Source organism: Acetobacter sp. AN02, assembly GCF_029759835.1.
Lineage (GTDB): Bacteria > Pseudomonadota > Alphaproteobacteria > Acetobacterales > Acetobacteraceae > Acetobacter.
Genome location: NZ_JAJJND010000062.1, coordinates 1 through 15,681 on the forward strand (window position 1 = coordinate 1; position 15,681 = coordinate 15,681).

Sequence of the window (15,681 nt, forward strand, 5' to 3'; positions counted from 1 at the left end):
CGACAAACTCAAATCTACTTTCCTCGCAGCCGTGCAGTTCGCCTCAATCATCATACTGCTTAACTGACGACACGACGCACGAGTCCACACCCAAAAGCCATGTCCTCAGCACCGGTATCGTCTCCCTGAACCTCAACAAATGGGGATATGTCAGCGGTATTCCGACCGCGCTGGGCGCAGAACTGTCCTCGGCCTCCCTGTCGGCTGGGCAGATGAACGTCGTCATGAACGGCGGCCGGATCGATACGCTCTCCGTCGGCAACGGCGCACGGGCAGACGTGGCGTCCGGCGGTATCCTCACCTCCGTCTCGATCGCAAGCGGCGGAACGCTGGAAGTGCATGACGCAGGTGTCCTGACCGGAAAGACAAGCGTTGCCTCCGGAGGAACACTCGTCCTCGACCCTGCAGCCGCGATCGGCGGTTCGGTGTTCCATCTGGCCGCCGGCGCACAGATCGACCTCGACGGAATTGATCCGTCGGCCGTGAAATCAGCGACGATCCAGGGAAATATCCTCACCATCTCGGCAGGGTCCGACAGCTGGAACCTGGCTCTGGATGCAACCTGGAGCTGCCCGGAAAAACTGAGCATCTCCTCCGATGGCCGTGAGGGATCACTGCTCCGGCTCGACACGGCCGGAACGGCCATCTCCTCGACCGTGGCACTCGCCGCTTCCGCCGCAACCTACGACACCTATGCCGTATCGGGCGGGGCAGGTTCGATTGCGGAAACCTCTCTCTCCGGAACAACGGACGGCAGCGGTGTCCACATCACGGGCTCGGCCGCCAGCCTGTATTACACAGGCACGGGCATTAACACGACGCTTTACTATAACGGCTCCGCAAGCGGCACTTCCGTTGCGCTGAACGTTGTAAACTCCGCAACAGCCGTCATCACGGCCTTCCACGGACACTCGGTGATTAACGCAGACGGAGGAGATGTTCATGCCGCACTGAACGACTCAACCGAGACGTCCACCACGCTGAACATCACCGTCAGCAAATCCGGCGACGGCTACATGACACTCTACGGTGACACCACGACGGCGAATATCACCGCCAACAAGGGCACGCTGGTCCTCAACTCCGATAAATGGGGCACCGATAACGTGACCTCAACCGGCTCGCTCAATGTCTGGTCCGGCAGCAACACCCTGGATTTCTACACCTTGGCAACAGGAAGCGACTCGATACTACCTCGCTTCGGTGCAGGCCTCTTCCGGCACCACAAGCACCGGTACGGGCAATGCCGTGATCCACGAGACAAACGCTGCCAACGCAAGCGGCACGACAACCATCGTGCAGCTCAACGATACGGCATCTTCCGTGGGCAACACCGGCTCGCTGACTTACTACGGTGGGTCCAAGCATGCCAGCATCACGACCGGCGGCGGTGCAGCCACCATCACGACGGGCTCCGGCGGGCTGGATCTCGTTGCCTCCGGCCGCGGCGCACTGAATGCCGATCTGAGCAACGGCACGAACCGTCTGACCATCATGGGCGGCTCGGCAGGTGACATCACGATCACCGGCTACAGCAAGGCCACATCCACGGCCGTCCTGCATGACTATTCAGGCACGACCACCGGAAACGGCAATCTGTGTGTCCAGCTCAACGACGGACACACGGCAACATTCGTCGGTGTGACCTCCGCGGATCAGCTCACTCTGGGCAGCTGATCCTCAGCATGGCCGCATCCCCGTGATGCGGCCGCTTTCTCCATCCGACCGTCTTACGGCACACCCGGCCGCAGGCTCCGTTCCTGCAGCCGGGTGTGTCCTTTCAGGGCGGGCCCCGACGGGTTTGCCTGATATTTTATGTAAAAAAAACTGCCTCCCGCCGGTATGCCTCCGCGCGCTGCCAGGGTAGTGACTGAGCCGGACAGACCCCAGACAGCCAGCGCACAGCATCCCGATATGACAGGACGACAGACCTACGCCGTAAAGGAAATCTTCGCCACACTCCAGGGAGAGGGCGGACAGGCCGGACGTGTCTCCGTTTTCTGCCGGTTTGCCGGATGCAATCTCTGGTCAGGGCGCGAGGAAGACCGGGAAAAGGCAGTCTGCCGTTTCTGCGATACGGATTTCATCGGCACGGACGGAGAGGGCGGCGGCCGGTTCACCTCCGCCGATGCGCTGGCAGACGCCATCGAAAAAACATGGCCCGCCTCCGGCGAAGCCCGGCGCTTTGTCGTCTTTACCGGCGGAGAGCCGCTCCTGCAGCTTGATGCCTCTCTGATTGCCGCCATGAAAGCCCGTGGCTTTACCATCGCCGTCGAGACCAACGGAACGATCACAGCCCCCGAAGGTATTGACTGGATCTGCGTCAGCCCGAAAGCGGGTGCGGAACTCGTCCAAACCTCCGGTCAGGAACTGAAGCTCGTCTGGCCGCAGCAGGATGCACACCCGGACCGCTTCGCCATGCTCGCATTCCGGGAATTCTGGCTCCAGCCGATGGACGGCCCCGATCGCGCGGCCAATACACAGACCGCCATCGACTGGTGTATGACACATCCTCAGTGGCGCCTGTCCGTGCAGACGCACAAGATGATCGGAATTCCCTGACATGACCGCGCTTTCCTCCGATGCCGCCCTGGTCCTGTTCTCGGGCGGTCAGGATTCCGCCACCTGTCTCGCCTGGGCCCTGACACGTTTTGACCGTGTGGAGACCCTGGGATTTGACTACGGGCAGCGCCATGCCATCGAGCTGTCCTGCCGGGACGCCCTGCGTGACGGCATGACAACACTGTTCCCCGCCTGGAAAAATCGTCTCGGCCCGGATCACACGCTCCCGCTCTCCGCCCTTGGAGAGGTTTCGGACACGGCACTCACACGTGATGCGGAAATCGCGATGGCAGAAAACGGCCTCCCGACCACCTTCGTCCCGGGCCGGAACCTGATTTTCCTCACCTTCGCCGCAGCCCTCGCTTTCCGGCGCGGTATCCGCCATATCGTCACCGGCGTGTGCGAGACCGATTATTCCGGCTATCCGGACTGCCGGGATGACACGATCAAGGCGCTGCAGGTCGCGCTCAATCTCGGTATGGAAACGCGGATGGTGCTGCACACGCCGCTGATGTGGATCGATAAGGCCGCAACCTGGCATCTGGCAGAAGATCTGGGGGACACGCAGCTGGTCGATCTGATCCGGCGGGAAAGCCATACCTGCTATCTCGGCACGCGCAGAAAAATGCACCCCTGGGGGCATGGCTGCGGCACCTGCCCGGCCTGCCGGCTCCGCCAGACGGGATGGGAGCGCTATGCCTCCGGCGCCTGACCTGATCTTCACCCGGCGCTTCTCGATGGGGCACCGGCTGATCCATGGCGCAAGCGAAAGCTGTGCCCTGCCCCATGGTCACAACGAATTCGTCACCGTGCGCCTGGAAGCCACCTCGCCACGTCCGCTGGATGGTGCGGGAAACATGGTCGTCTCATTCCGTGATGCCAAAAGCGCCTGGCACCGCTTCGTGGATGAACGACTGGATCATGCCCTGCAGCTTGCGGAAGATGATCCGCTGCTCGGCTGGTTTGAAACGCATGAGCCGCATCGCGCCGCACGTATCGTGGTCACACCCGGCGATCCGACCACGGAGATGATGGCCTGCCTGATGAAGGCCAAGCTGGACGTCATGCTGGCTGCCGCAGGAGGCATCCTGCGCTGCACGGCCATAACACTTCAGGAAACACCCACAAATACCGTGGAATTTTCCGGAGACCCGCTTCCGTTCCTTCCCGCTCCCCGCCCTCCGGAACGCTGCTGGTGGCGGCGGGCGGATATGAGCATCCGCGACTGATCTGCCCCGAAGAGTCCTTATCCCGTGCATCTTACAGAAAACGCCTGCGCAAAAATCAATCTCTCCCTGCACGTCACCGGCAGACGGGATGACGGCTATCACCTGCTGGACAGCCTCGTCGTATTTTCAGACGCCTGCGATATACTGACGCTTGAATCAGACGGTCCGAAGCTGGCCCTGTCCCTGACAGGACCGTTCGGACATATTCTGAGTAATGATACCTCGGACGATAATCTCGTCCTCCGGGCAGCCCGCGCATTTGGAAACACGGACGGAGCAGTATCCGGCGGACGACTGACCCTGGATAAACGCCTGCCGGTTGCCTCAGGCATAGGCGGCGGATCTGCCGATGCAGCCGCGACTCTGCGCCTGATGAGCCGACTCAGTAATACGAAATCCGACAGAAACACCCTGCTCAGAATGGCCGAGTCCCTGGGCGCGGACGTCCCGGTATGCGTCGCTCAGAAACCGGCAAGAATGAGCGGAATCGGAGAAATTCTGGCTCCGGCTCCCGATATGCCCGCCTGCGGCATGGTGCTGGTCAACCCGGGCATCGGCGTGTCCACGCCGGAAGTCTTCCGCGCCCGGCAGGGTGCCTTCTCCCCGCCGCTGAACCTACCCCGCTCCTGGCCGGACACTGCAGCAATGTGCGCGGATCTGAAGCAGATGAGCAACGATCTCGAAGCGCCTGCCTGCGCGATCTGCCCGCCGGTCCGGGAAGTGCTGGCGGCCTTATGGTCTCTCCCCGGCTGCCGCCTGGCCCGTATGAGCGGTTCAGGAGCGACCTGTTTCGCCCTGTTTGACACGCCGGACGCCGCACGCGAAGCTGTCCGCCCGGAAGCTGCGGCTTTCCGTCATGCAGGCTGGTGGGTGCACGCAGGTGCGCTCCTTTCCTGACCGTGCATTCCCGTCCATGTTATGATCTGACAGACTGACACATCTGATCTGCCGGATATTCGGAGCGTTCCCGTATGCCCCTCCCCCATGTGCATATCTCTCCTCCGGAGGAGGAAGGCGGAAAAGTCCGTCTGACATTCGGAGACGGAGACCAGGCAGCCTCCATGGAGCTGGACCTGACGCAGCTTTCAGAGCTGATCGGCGCACTCGGAGCCGTTCGCGCCTCCATGGCCGGCTCAGCCGTCCCCCCCATCGAGGGCGCGCGGTTCTCACCGGTCCGCCACACCTCCTGGGCGCTGCAGCCGGACACGGATACCGACGGATCGGTGTTCGCCTTCCAGCACCCTGCATGGGGAGCCGTCGGCCTTGTATTTAACGCCGATGACGCGGAGAGGGTCGTGAAGGCGCTGCAGATTCACCGCTCCTTCACCTCCGCGAGCGCCCCTGATCAGACCCGTCTCAACTGATATTCAGTCGAGCACGATTGACGGCATCCAGGGCGCGTCCTTTTTCTGCTTTGCCTCATAGGCGCTGATAGCAGACTCACGCCGCATCGTCTGACCGATATCGTCAAGCCCCTCCAGCAGCAGATGACGCCGCAGCGGATCGATATCGAACGCAATCTCGCTGCCATCCGGCCGGATCACGACCTGTCGCTCAAGATCAACCGTAATCCGGCTGTTCGCACCCATCCGTGCATCTTCCATCAGCTGATCGCAGATATCCCGCGGCAGACGGATCGGCAGAATCCCGTTCTTGAAGCTGTTATTAAAAAAGATATCCGCAAAAGACGGTGCGATCACGCAGCGGATACCAAAATCAAGCAGCGCCCAGGGCGCATGCTCACGGGAAGAACCACACCCGAAATTCTCATGCGTGATCAGGATTTCCGCTTTCCGGTACGGCTCCCGATTCAGCACGAACTCCGGATTCTCCGATCCGTCCTCACGATAACGCATCGCGTCAAAGGCGTGCTTTCCAAGCCCGGTGCGCTTCGTGGTCTTGAGAAACCGGGCCGGAATAATCTTGTCCGTATCGATATTGGCTTCGGGAAGCGGCGCTGCGACAGCCGAGAGAACCGTGAATTTATCCATTGCTTCTCTCCTCAGACCAGATCACGCGCATCAGTCAGCACACCTGTCACAGCCGCCGCTGCAGCCATCGCCGGGGAGACGAGATGCGTACGCCCGCCGGGCCCCTGGCGCCCTTCAAAATTACGATTCGAGGTCGAGGCACAGCGCTGTCCCGGCGTCAGACGATCCGGATTCATACCCAGACACATCGAGCAGCCCGCTTCGCGCCATTCGAAACCTGCATCAAGAAATACGCGATCCAGCCCCTCGTCTTCCGCCTGCTTCTTCACATTCCCCGAGCCCGGCACGATCATGGCACGCACGCCGCTCGCCACCTTACGCCCAGATGCGACAGCAGCCGCAGCCCGAAGATCCTCAATACGGCTGTTGGTGCATGAACCGATAAACACGACATCAACCGATGTCCCGGCAATCTTCTGTCCTGCTTCCAGCCCCATATATTCCAGCATCCGGACAAGCTGCACACGCTTGGCCTCATCCGGCTCAGCCGCGGGATCAGGAACCGTGCCGGTGATGGGGATCACGTTCTCCGGACTTGTTCCCCAGGTCAGGCAGGGCTCGATATCCTCCGCACGCAGTTCCACAACGGTGTCATAATGCGCTCCCTCGTCGGAAGGCAGGGTTTTCCACCAGGCAACGGCAGCGTCGAAATCAGCTCCCTTGGGCGCGAAAGGACGGCCGCGCACATACTCGAACGTGGTCTCATCCGGCGCCACCAGACCGGCCCGTGCGCCCCCTTCGATCGCCATGTTGCACACCGTCATCCGCCCGGCCATATCAAGCGCCCGAATGGCAGAACCGGTAAACTCAATCACATGCCCGGTGCCGCCCGCGGTGCCGATCTTTCCTATGATCGCAAGGATGATATCCTTCGCCGTTACGCCGGGAGCCACCTGCCCCTCAACCGAGATTTTCATGTTCTTCTGGCGCTTCTGCAGAATGGTCTGCGTCGCCATCACATGCTCGACCTCGGATGTGCCGATCCCGAATGCCAGCGAACCCATCGCGCCATGTGTGGATGTATGGGAGTCGCCACAAACAATCGTCATCCCGGGCAGGGAAATACCCTGTTCCGGACCCACCACATGCACGATCCCCTGATCGGCGGACAGCAACGGAAAATACGGAACGCCGAATTCCTTCACATTCCGCTCCAGCGTCTCGATCTGGTTGCGGCTCTCCGGCTCTTCCACCGGCAGGGTCCGGTCCGAAGTCGGCACGTTATGGTCCACGACGGCAATCGTCGCCTCCGGATGACGCAGTCTGCGACCCGCCACACGAAGCCCCTCAAATGCCTGAGGACTCGTCACCTCATGCACGAGATGCCGGTCGATCCAGAGGATCGCCGTGCCATCCTCCAGAGTATCGACCACGTGGCTGTCCCAGATCTTGTCATACAGGGTGCGCGCCGCCATTTTGCTTTCCTCAGTCCTGTGCCGCCCTCATCAGCTCATGATGCCGGACGGACCCCCGTTCACAGCACGAAGGCCGCCCCCTTCCGGGTGGCGGCCTCCGCACAGTCTCTCATTTCCCACCGGGAGACACAGCCCCCGGACAGCCCGGAGATTACTCCGCGGCCTGAGCCACCGTCTCGCGGGACCGCTCGGCAATACGCGCGGACTTACCGCTGCGGCCGCGCAGATAGTACAGCTTCGCACGACGGACCTTACCGCGGCGCACGACCTTGATCTCCGCAATGGTCGGCGCATAGAGCGGGAAAATACGCTCGACGCCCTCACCGTTGGAAATCTTGCGAACCGTGAAGTTGCTGTTCAGACCCTTGTTGGAGCGGGCAATCACCACACCCTCATAAGCCTGAATACGCTCACGGTTGCCTTCCTTGACGCGCACGCCGACGCGCACGGTGTCGCCCGCCTGGAATTCCGGAACGGCGCGCTCGGCGGAGAGACGGGCGATTTCGTCAGCTTCATACTGCTGAATGATGTTCATAGCTCAGTGTCCTTCCTGGTCCTGTATACTCAATATCGGAAAGCAGCCGGACTGCCCGCCGTCGTGTTCCTGTTCAGCCGGGCAGAATACGCTGCCCACAGATCCGGCCGCCGGTCCCGCGTGGCCGTCTCAGACTGTTCGCGCCGCCACGCCGCAATCGCGGCATGGTTGCCGGAGAGCAGAACCTCCGGCACGGTGCGGCCCTGCCATTCAGCAGGGCGGGTGTAATGCGGGTATTCAAGCAACCCGTCAGAAAAACTCTCTTCCTCGCCACTTTCCGCCGATCCCATGACACCTGGCAGAAGCCGGATACAGGCATCGAGAAGAATCAGCGCCGCCGGCTCACCGCCCGAAAGGACATAATCCCCGATCGACACCTGCTCCACCGCACGGGCCTGCAGAACGCGCTCATCCACGCCTTCATACCGGCCACAGAGCAGGGTCACCCCCGCTCCCGCCACATAGCGGCGTATGTCCGGCTGGGTCAGAGGTCTGCCACGAGGCGTCAGATACACCACCGGCACATCCTCAGCCCCTGCGGCACTGTCCAGCGCCGTATCGATCACATCCGGGCGCATGACCATACCGGCCCCGCCCCCGAAAGGCGTATCGTCAACAGACTTGTGCCGCCCGAGACCGAAAGGACGCAGATCCCGTGTCTCGCAGCGCCACAGACCTTTCTCCAGCGCCTTCCCGGCAAGGGACTGCCCCAGAGGCCCCGGAAACATCTCCGGAAACAGCGTCAGGATCGTGGCCTTCCAGCTCATTCGCCGGTTTCCGCCATCAGCCTGCGTGCCTGCGGATCATGCTCCGCATCCCCGATCACCTCATCCGGGCGCACGATACACACCCGCCCTTCAGCAATCCGGACTTCCGGCACACAGGCACGCGTGAACGGCACGAGCAGACCGGTTTCCAGCTCCAGACTGGCTCCCGCTCCGTAGTCGTGAACCGCAACAATGCGCCCCACCTCCGCATCGCTCTCACAGGCCATCAGGCCGACAAGATCGGTGTGGTAGAACTCATCCTCTTCCGTTTCCGGCAGAGTCTCACGCGGCACCGACAGAACCCTGTTCACAAGAAATTCCGCAGCCGTACGATCCGCGACGGGCCGACCCGACGCATCCCGAAGCTCCGCAACTCCCGCACCGCGCCAGTGCAGTGTCCAGCTTTCCCCCCGGTCATCCCTCAGAACACCGTATTCCTCCAGAGATGCCGGATCAGCCGTCTCGGCATGCACGCGCACAAGGCCACGCACACCATGCGGCTTTCCGATAACCCCGACACGGATAAGGTTCTGCGTCATGACCGGCAATCAGCGTCCTGCAGCGTCAGCAAGAAAATCAGGCCGAGGCCGCAGCAGCTTCAGCAGCCTTGGCAGCCGCAGCAGCACGCTCCTGAGCCTTCTTCTTCGGCGCTGATTTCTTCGGCTGCTCGGAATAGGCCGGCTTCGGAGCCAGACCGGCATGACCAAGGAAGCGTGCAACGCGATCCGTCGGCTGGGCGCCCTGGGACAGCCAGTGCGTGATGCGCTCGTCCAGAAGACGCACGCGATCCGTGTGATCGGACGGCAGCATCGGGTTGTAGGCACCAACCTTCTCGATGAAACGGCCATCACGCGGAGAGCGGCTGTCCGCAATCACGATATGGTAGTAAGGACGCTTCTTCGCACCTGCGCGGGCGAGACGGATTTTAAGGCTCATTCGGATACTCCGGTCTTAAAAAACGAAAAACTGTGAATGGCGGAAAGCGGTCAGCCCATAGTCGGCCGACCCGGCCCTCCGCCCATGAGTGCGGACATCTGGCGCATGAGACCTCCCATGCCGAGCTTATTGATCCGCTTCATCATCGAAGACATGTCATCAAACTGCTTCAGCAGCTTGTTGACTTCAGGAACCGTGGTGCCCGACCCGGAGGCGATACGCTTCTTGCGCGACGCCTTGATGATCGAGGGATCACGACGCTCTTTCGGCGTCATCGAGGAGATGATCGCCTTGTGCTTCCTGAACACCGTATTCTCGAGATCAGCCTCGGCAATCATGTCCTTCAGCTTGCCCATTCCCGGCAGCATCCCGACAATTCCGGCCAGAGAGCCCATCTTCTTCATCTGCTGCATCTGGGACATATAGTCCTCAAGATCGAACTTGCCGGCGAGCATCTTCTTCGCCAGACGCTCGCCTTCCTCATGATCGAGGTTGTCAGCAGCTTTTTCCACCAGCCCGGCCACATCGCCGAGGCCGAGAATACGGCCCGCAACGCGTTCGGGATGGAATTCCTCAAGAGCATCGAGCTTCTCGCCCGAGCCGGTCAGCTTGATCGGCGCACCCGTGACAGCCCGCATCGACAGCGCCGCACCGCCGCGCGCATCACCGTCCATACGGGTCATGACCACACCGGTCACACCTACCGCCTCATTGAAGGCTTTAGCCGTGTTGACCGCGTCCTGACCGGTCATCGCATCGACAACCAGCAGCGTCTCGGCCGGATGGGTCACGGCGCGGATCTGCCGCACCTCCTCCATCAGAGCCTCGTCGATCGACAGACGCCCGGCCGTATCGAGAATGACGACGTCATAGCCCTCGCGACGCGCCGCCTCCATCGCGCGCTCCGCAATCGCGACCGGCGTCTGACCGGCAACGACCGGCAGGGACCCGACCTCCGCCCGCTCCGCGAGCTGCTGCAGCTGAAGCTGCGCAGCCGGGCGATAGGTGTCGAGGGAGGCCAGCAGAACCTTCTTCCGCTCACGCTTTGCCAGACGCAGGGCAATCTTGCCCGATGTCGTGGTCTTGCCCGATCCCTGCAGCCCGACCATCAGAACCGGCACGGGCGCAGCAACATTCAGATTGAGCGGAACGGCTCCGGCGCCGCCCAGTGCCTCGATCAGCGCATCATTGACGAGCTTGGCAACAGCCTGACCGGGAGAAACGCTCTCCAGCACCTCGTGCCCGACCGCGCCTTCCTTCACACGATTGACGAAATCCCTGACAACCGGCAGCGCCACGTCCGCCTCAAGCATCGCCAGACGGACCTCACGCATGGCCTCCATGACGTCAGCCTCGGACAGCGCACCGCGCTTGCCGAGACCATCAATCACACTGGTGAGTTTACCTGAGAGCGACTCGAACAAGGAACCGTTTACTCCAGAAGAAAACGCGCCACGGCGCGAACACTCGCGATGTGGCGGGACTTGACTGACGGGTGCTCGTTACCCCGGAATATGTCCGCAAGTCAAACACAAAACGGCAGGCCACCCACGTAAGAGCGCGGACCAGCCGCGAAACCGGAGATCATCGGAAGGACCGGAACCCGGTTCCCTGCACGATCTCCGGCCTGCAAAGCCGGAGCCTCACCTCACACCACGAACCCGCGACCGAAACGACGCAGATCCAGCGTGCGCGGCTGGTCCTTCGAACGGCTGAGGACAGGCGTATCCATCGGCCCCGGCGTGTGTCCGAACGGGAAGAAGCGAATGCGCCTGCGGGCCTCGGCCTCATTCGCATTGACCGGACGGGTTTCATAATTCCGCCCCCCCGGATGGACGACATGATAGGTCATCCCGCCGACAGACCGGCCCGACCAGGTGTCGAACAGATCAAAGACCAGCGGAGATTCAACGCCGATGGTCGGATGCAGGGCACTCGGCGGATTCCACGCCTTGAACCGGACACCGCCGACATATTCGCCCTGACGCTGCGTCCGCGTGAGCGGCACCGCCACGCCATTGCAGGCAAGCACGTAACGCTCATCAACAAAGCCGGAGACACGCACCTCCACACGCTCCACGGAACTGTCCACGTAGCGCGCCGTCCCCCCTGCCGCAGGCTCCTCAGCCAGCGTGTTCCACGGCTCCAGCGCATGACGCAGCTCCAGCGTCATCCCCAGCTCCGTCACATCGCCGATGAGCGGGAAACGGAACGCGAAATGCGGCGCGAACCAGTCCGCATCCAGCGGCGCGCCATAGCTGCGGAGCTCCGCGATCGCATCACGGAAATCCTGCTCGACATAATGCGGAAGCATGAAGTCATCATGCAGGCGCGTCCCCCAGCGGATCAGGCGGCGCTCATAAGGCACATTCCAGAAAGCCGCGATGCACGCGCGCATCAGCAGCGCCTGAGCCGCCGCCATACGATGATGCGGCGGCATCTCGAACGCGCGATACTCCACCAGCCCCAGACGCCCGGAACTGCTCTCCGGCGCATACAGCTTGTCGATACAGAACTCGGTACGATGCGTGTTGCCCGTCATATCCGCAAACAGATTGCGGAACAGCCGGTCCGTCAGCCACGGCGGCGTGAACGTCTCCCGGCTGACCTGCGCAAAAGCGATCTCCAGCTCATTCAGCGCATCCTCACGCGCCTCATCAATCCGCGGATGCTGGGAGCCCGGGCCTATGAACAGACCGCTGAACAAATAGGACAGTGACGGATGATTATGCCAGAAGCCGGCCAGGGACCGCAGCAGATCCGGGCGGCGCAGGAAGGGGCTGTGCTCGGGGCGCGCTCCGCCCATCACGACATGATTGCCGCCTCCGGTGCCGACATGCCGTCCGTCCAGCATGAACTTCTCGGCAATCAGCCCGACCTTGCGGGCCTCATCATAAAGCTGGCGCGATCTCTCCTCATGCTCCCGCCAGGAGGCTGCCGGATGCACGTTCACCTCAATCACGCCGGGATCGGGCGTGACGGAGAAGGACAGAACGCGCGGATCTCTCGGCGGGGCATACCCTTCCAGAACAACCTTGCGGCCACATTCAGCCGCCGTCGCCTCAACGGCGGCGCACAGCTCCAGCCAGTCCTCGATGGCATAAAGTGGCGGGAAGAAGACATGCAGGATACCGCCACGCGCCTCGACCGTCAGCGCGGTGCGCACGACGTCCGGCTCCTCACGATCCACACGCAGCAGATCTTCCTCGAAAGCCTGCTTCGTGCTGATCCGCCACGGCTTCCTTACAGGCCAGGGCGGCAGCGCGGGCAGGCTCTCCAGCTCCGGCATTGGCCGGTCCGGTCCCGTCTGCAGCGGAAGCGGCTGCCCATTATAGCGCAGCGCCCCCCGACGCACGAAACCCGGATGGGCCGGAAGCCGCGCATGGGGAGAGAAGGGATCCCGCTCGAAGGTGGGATCGATGCTGCTGTCCGATGCCCATGGCAGGCTCTGCAGCGGCAGACGGAAACCGAGCGGACTGTCCCCCGGCACGAGAAAGATCGTATCGCCGCGCATGAACCAGCGGCCGGACTGCCAGTACCGCTGCCCGTCGATCTCCGTCACACGCAGTGGCAGGACCGATCCGGACTCGCGGTCCAGCCCGCGACCGAACACGCGAGCAAGACGCTCCCGCTCCAACGGATCACGCAGCCTGGACCCCTCCGCCAGAACATTGGCGGGCAGACGATGCTCTTTCCACAGATAGTAGTGAATATCCTCATAGGCCGGCGCGACAAGCTCCGGATCAACACCAAGCTTCTGCGCGAGAGACCGGCAGAACCGACGGGCATCATGCTCCGTCGCATTGTCGGTATCGTCATCGGTGGCCAGCAGCATCCGGTCGGTCCAGACCGGCTCTCCATCGATACGCCAGTAGCAGTTCAGCGCCCAGCGCGGGAGCTGCTCCCCCGGATAGTGCTTGCCCATCAGGGTCATCAGCGCCGCCCCCGGAGACCAGAGCTCCGCAAGACGGTGCAGAAGACGGGCGGCATAGGCCCGCTTCGTGGGACCAAGCGCCTCTATGTTCCATTCCGGCGCGTCCATATCGTTCGCCGCAATGAAGGTCGGCTCGCCCCCCATGGTCAGACGGATATCGGCTGCCTCCAGCGCCTCATCCACCTGATCCCCGGCCTTGAGAATCCGCTCCCAGGTCTCCTCGCCATAAGGCTTCGTCGTCCGCGGAGTTTCCGCAATCCGCCGCACCTCCATGGCAAAGCCGAACTCGGTCTCGCATGGCTCTACACCGCCGGAAACAGGGGCCGCGGAGGAAGGCTCCGGCGTCGCGGCCAGAGGAATATGCCCCTCCCCCGTCAGCAGCCCGGATGTAGCATCCAGACCGACCCAGCCCGCCCCCGGAAGATAGACCTCCGCCCAGGCATGCAGATCGGTAAAATCAGCCTCCGGACCCGAAGGCCCGTCCAGCGACTTCTCGTCAGCCGCCAGCTGGATCAGATATCCCGAGACAAAGCGCGCCGCAAAACCCAGATGCCGCAGAACCTGCACCAGAAGCCAGGCGCTGTCGCGACAGGAGCCCTTCTCTTTCGTCAGGGTTTCCTCAGGCGTCCAGACCCCCGGCTCCATACGGACAACGTAGGAAATTCTCTCCTGAATCGTCTGGTTCAGCCCGACCAGCATATCCACGGTGCGCTGCGTATCGCGCGGGATGCCGTCCAGAAGCGCGGCAAGAGCCGGACCCGGTTCGATCTTCTTTCTGTAGGGCGCCAGTTCCTGGTCAAGAATATGATCATAGGTGAACGGCCAAGTCTCAGCCTCAGGTTCCAGAAAGAAGTCGAACGGATTTATCGTGGCCATATCCGCAACCAGATCGACCGTGACATCAAACTGCGTCACGCGCTCCGGAAAGACCACACGCGCCTGCCAGTTTCCCGAAGGATCCTGCATCCAGTTGATGAAATGCGGCTGCGGCTCGATCTTCAGAGCATAGGACAGGACCGGTGTCCTGGCATGAGCCGCAGGCCTCAGCCGGATCACCTGTGGTCCGAGCATGACGGGGCGATCATATTTGTAGGACGTACGATGCGTCAGGGCGACGTTCAGCGTCATCAGCAGGCTTTCCGAAACGATTCCGTTATGACTGTAAAGCCTCCATCCGGCACTGCAACCATGTCTTTTGCAAAAGCGTCATAAAAAAAACGCAAGGAACGGTCTTTACGGGAGAACAACCTTCTCTGCGGATGCCTCCATGACCTCCTGGCCCCTCACTCCTCTCTCACCCGACCCGGACATCCGCGTCACACCTTCCCCTCGCGAGGAAGACGCCGCAACGGAAGAAGCCATCTCGCGGATATGGGAAGAGGGATGCAACGCGCAGCCCCGCCTGTTCAACGGACGCATCTTCGTCGCCGATCAGATCACAGGCGGACAGATCACCGGACACTGGGACGAATACCGCCGCGCCTTCGCGCAGATCAGGGCACCGGAGCTTTTCCGGACGCATCCCCTGCGACAGCTTGCCGTCTGCGGCCTGCTGATCTGCGCCGACGGCGTCGTCGCCGGACGCCGCGCCCCGCCCGGAGCCTATATGGGCGGATACTGGCAGACGCCACCCGCCGGAACCGTCGAATCACGCGAGGGCGGTGATCAGGTCTGTCTCAGGGACCAGCTCCTGGCAGAAGCCACGGAAGAACTCGGTCTGGCGGCAGAGCAGCTGCACGCAGGAGATGTCCTGTTTGCCGTAACCCACCCGAAGACATGGGTTACGGATATCGCCATCATGCTGCACACGGAACTGCCTTTTGCCGCCATCAGAGATTCCTGGCAGAACTGCGGAAACAAAGAATATGACTGCCTGACTCTGATCCGTCACGAAGACGTGCCTGACTGGCTGGCCGGGGACTGGAAAATCGCACCTACAACCCGGTATATGCTGGAACACCTCATCGGCTGAAGATAAGTCATCCGGCGGGTCAGATGAATGCCAAGGTAAGCCGGATTGCTGCAAGGTCGACAGCTCACGAAGATATATCAAACCGGTTGAATATGACTTCGATAATATAAGCTGTTTAATCGGCCGGACTGCACCAAGTATAATAATAAAGGATATGGGTAGTATCCATAACTGGACACCCGTTCATCAGGAAGGTCTGCCTGAAGGAAGTGAAACAGCCATTCTCTCGGGTGATCCTCAGAAGGGAGAGGCTTCTTTCTTACTTACGTCGTGTCGTCAGTTAAGCAGTATGATGATTGAAGCGAACTGCACTGCTGCGAGGAAAGTAGATTTGAGTTTG

The 15,681-nt window shown here is 61.7% G+C and carries 16 protein-coding genes and 1 pseudogene; 9 read left to right on the forward strand and 8 right to left on the reverse strand.

The features are described from left to right. The 7 genes from LOC54_RS08345 to LOC54_RS08375 form a co-directional block, all read left to right on the forward strand. A partial coding sequence (locus LOC54_RS08345) for a hypothetical protein (RefSeq protein WP_279313366.1) occupies nt 1–1,514 on the forward strand: 1,514 nt, incomplete at its 5' end. Further along, on the forward strand, nt 1,495–1,677 hold the full coding sequence (locus LOC54_RS08350) for a hypothetical protein (RefSeq protein ID WP_279313367.1): 183 nt from the start codon (nt 1,495–1,497) through the stop codon (nt 1,675–1,677). The genes LOC54_RS08345 and LOC54_RS08350, both read left to right, overlap by 20 nt. Nucleotides 1,678–1,914: 237 nt before the next feature. After that, nucleotides 1,915–2,562: a 7-carboxy-7-deazaguanine synthase gene (queE, locus tag LOC54_RS08355; protein WP_279313368.1), complete on the forward strand. Its 648-nt coding sequence runs from the start codon at nt 1,915–1,917 to the stop codon at nt 2,560–2,562. A gap of 1 nt (nt 2,563) precedes the next feature. Then, nucleotides 2,564–3,274: a 7-cyano-7-deazaguanine synthase QueC gene (gene queC, locus LOC54_RS08360; protein ID WP_279313369.1), complete on the forward strand. Its 711-nt coding sequence runs from the start codon at nt 2,564–2,566 to the stop codon at nt 3,272–3,274. Then, nucleotides 3,258–3,791 carry a 6-carboxytetrahydropterin synthase gene (locus tag LOC54_RS08365; RefSeq protein WP_279313370.1) on the forward strand — a complete coding sequence of 178 codons (534 nt, stop codon included), beginning with the start codon at nt 3,258–3,260 and terminating at the stop codon, nt 3,789–3,791. The genes queC and LOC54_RS08365 overlap by 17 nt, the downstream gene beginning before the upstream one ends. A gap of 24 nt (nt 3,792–3,815) precedes the next feature. Further along, on the forward strand, nt 3,816–4,688 hold the full coding sequence (locus tag LOC54_RS08370; RefSeq protein WP_279313371.1) for a 4-(cytidine 5'-diphospho)-2-C-methyl-D-erythritol kinase: 873 nt from the start codon (nt 3,816–3,818) through the stop codon (nt 4,686–4,688). 74 nt (nt 4,689–4,762) lie between these two features. Beyond that, on the forward strand, nt 4,763–5,155 hold the full coding sequence (locus tag LOC54_RS08375) for a hypothetical protein (RefSeq protein WP_279313372.1): 393 nt from the start codon (nt 4,763–4,765) through the stop codon (nt 5,153–5,155). Nucleotides 5,156–5,158: 3 nt separating this feature from the next. Here LOC54_RS08375 and leuD read toward each other — a convergent pair whose 3' ends face one another. The 8 genes from leuD to LOC54_RS08415 all read right to left on the reverse strand — a co-directional run bounded on the left by leuD (nt 5,159) and on the right by LOC54_RS08415 (nt 14,497). Continuing rightward, nucleotides 5,159–5,782 carry a 3-isopropylmalate dehydratase small subunit gene (leuD, locus tag LOC54_RS08380; protein ID WP_279313373.1) on the reverse strand — a complete coding sequence of 208 codons (624 nt, stop codon included), beginning with the start codon at nt 5,780–5,782 and terminating at the stop codon, nt 5,159–5,161. Between the two features lie 11 nt (nt 5,783–5,793). After that, complete coding sequence (leuC, locus tag LOC54_RS08385; protein ID WP_279313374.1) at nt 5,794–7,197, reverse strand: 3-isopropylmalate dehydratase large subunit; 1,404 nt, start codon at nt 7,195–7,197, stop codon at nt 5,794–5,796. Nucleotides 7,198–7,348: 151 nt separating this feature from the next. Then, nucleotides 7,349–7,732 (reverse strand): 50S ribosomal protein L19, encoded by a 384-nt coding sequence (rplS, locus tag LOC54_RS08390; protein ID WP_279313375.1) that lies wholly within the window; start codon nt 7,730–7,732, stop codon nt 7,349–7,351. A gap of 29 nt (nt 7,733–7,761) precedes the next feature. Continuing rightward, entirely contained in the window at nt 7,762–8,499 is a 738-nt protein-coding gene (trmD, locus tag LOC54_RS08395; protein WP_279313376.1) for a tRNA (guanosine(37)-N1)-methyltransferase TrmD, read from the reverse strand. After that, the gene (gene rimM / locus LOC54_RS08400; RefSeq protein WP_279313377.1) at nt 8,496–9,038 is read right to left on the reverse strand and encodes a ribosome maturation factor RimM; all 543 of its coding nucleotides are present in this window, start codon (nt 9,036–9,038) and stop codon (nt 8,496–8,498) included. The genes trmD and rimM overlap by 4 nt, the downstream gene beginning before the upstream one ends. A gap of 37 nt (nt 9,039–9,075) precedes the next feature. Continuing rightward, nucleotides 9,076–9,435 (reverse strand): 30S ribosomal protein S16, encoded by a 360-nt coding sequence (rpsP, locus tag LOC54_RS08405; protein ID WP_279313378.1) that lies wholly within the window; start codon nt 9,433–9,435, stop codon nt 9,076–9,078. A 50-nt stretch (nt 9,436–9,485) separates the two neighbouring features. After that, nucleotides 9,486–10,859: a signal recognition particle protein gene (ffh, locus tag LOC54_RS08410; RefSeq protein WP_279313379.1), complete on the reverse strand. Its 1,374-nt coding sequence runs from the start codon at nt 10,857–10,859 to the stop codon at nt 9,486–9,488. A gap of 224 nt (nt 10,860–11,083) precedes the next feature. Further along, nucleotides 11,084–14,497, reverse strand: a complete 3,414-nt coding sequence (locus LOC54_RS08415) for a transglutaminase family protein (RefSeq protein ID WP_279313380.1) — start codon at nt 14,495–14,497, stop codon at nt 11,084–11,086. 139 nt (nt 14,498–14,636) lie between these two features. On the opposite strand from LOC54_RS08415, the gene LOC54_RS08420 reads away from it, so the two are divergent. Together LOC54_RS08420 and LOC54_RS08425 are read left to right on the forward strand one after the other, a co-directional pair. Beyond that, nucleotides 14,637–15,341: a hypothetical protein gene (locus LOC54_RS08420; protein WP_279313381.1), complete on the forward strand. Its 705-nt coding sequence runs from the start codon at nt 14,637–14,639 to the stop codon at nt 15,339–15,341. Between the two features lie 154 nt (nt 15,342–15,495). After that, nucleotides 15,496–15,681 (forward strand): annotated as a pseudogene (locus LOC54_RS08425) (hypothetical protein); the annotation flags it as partial.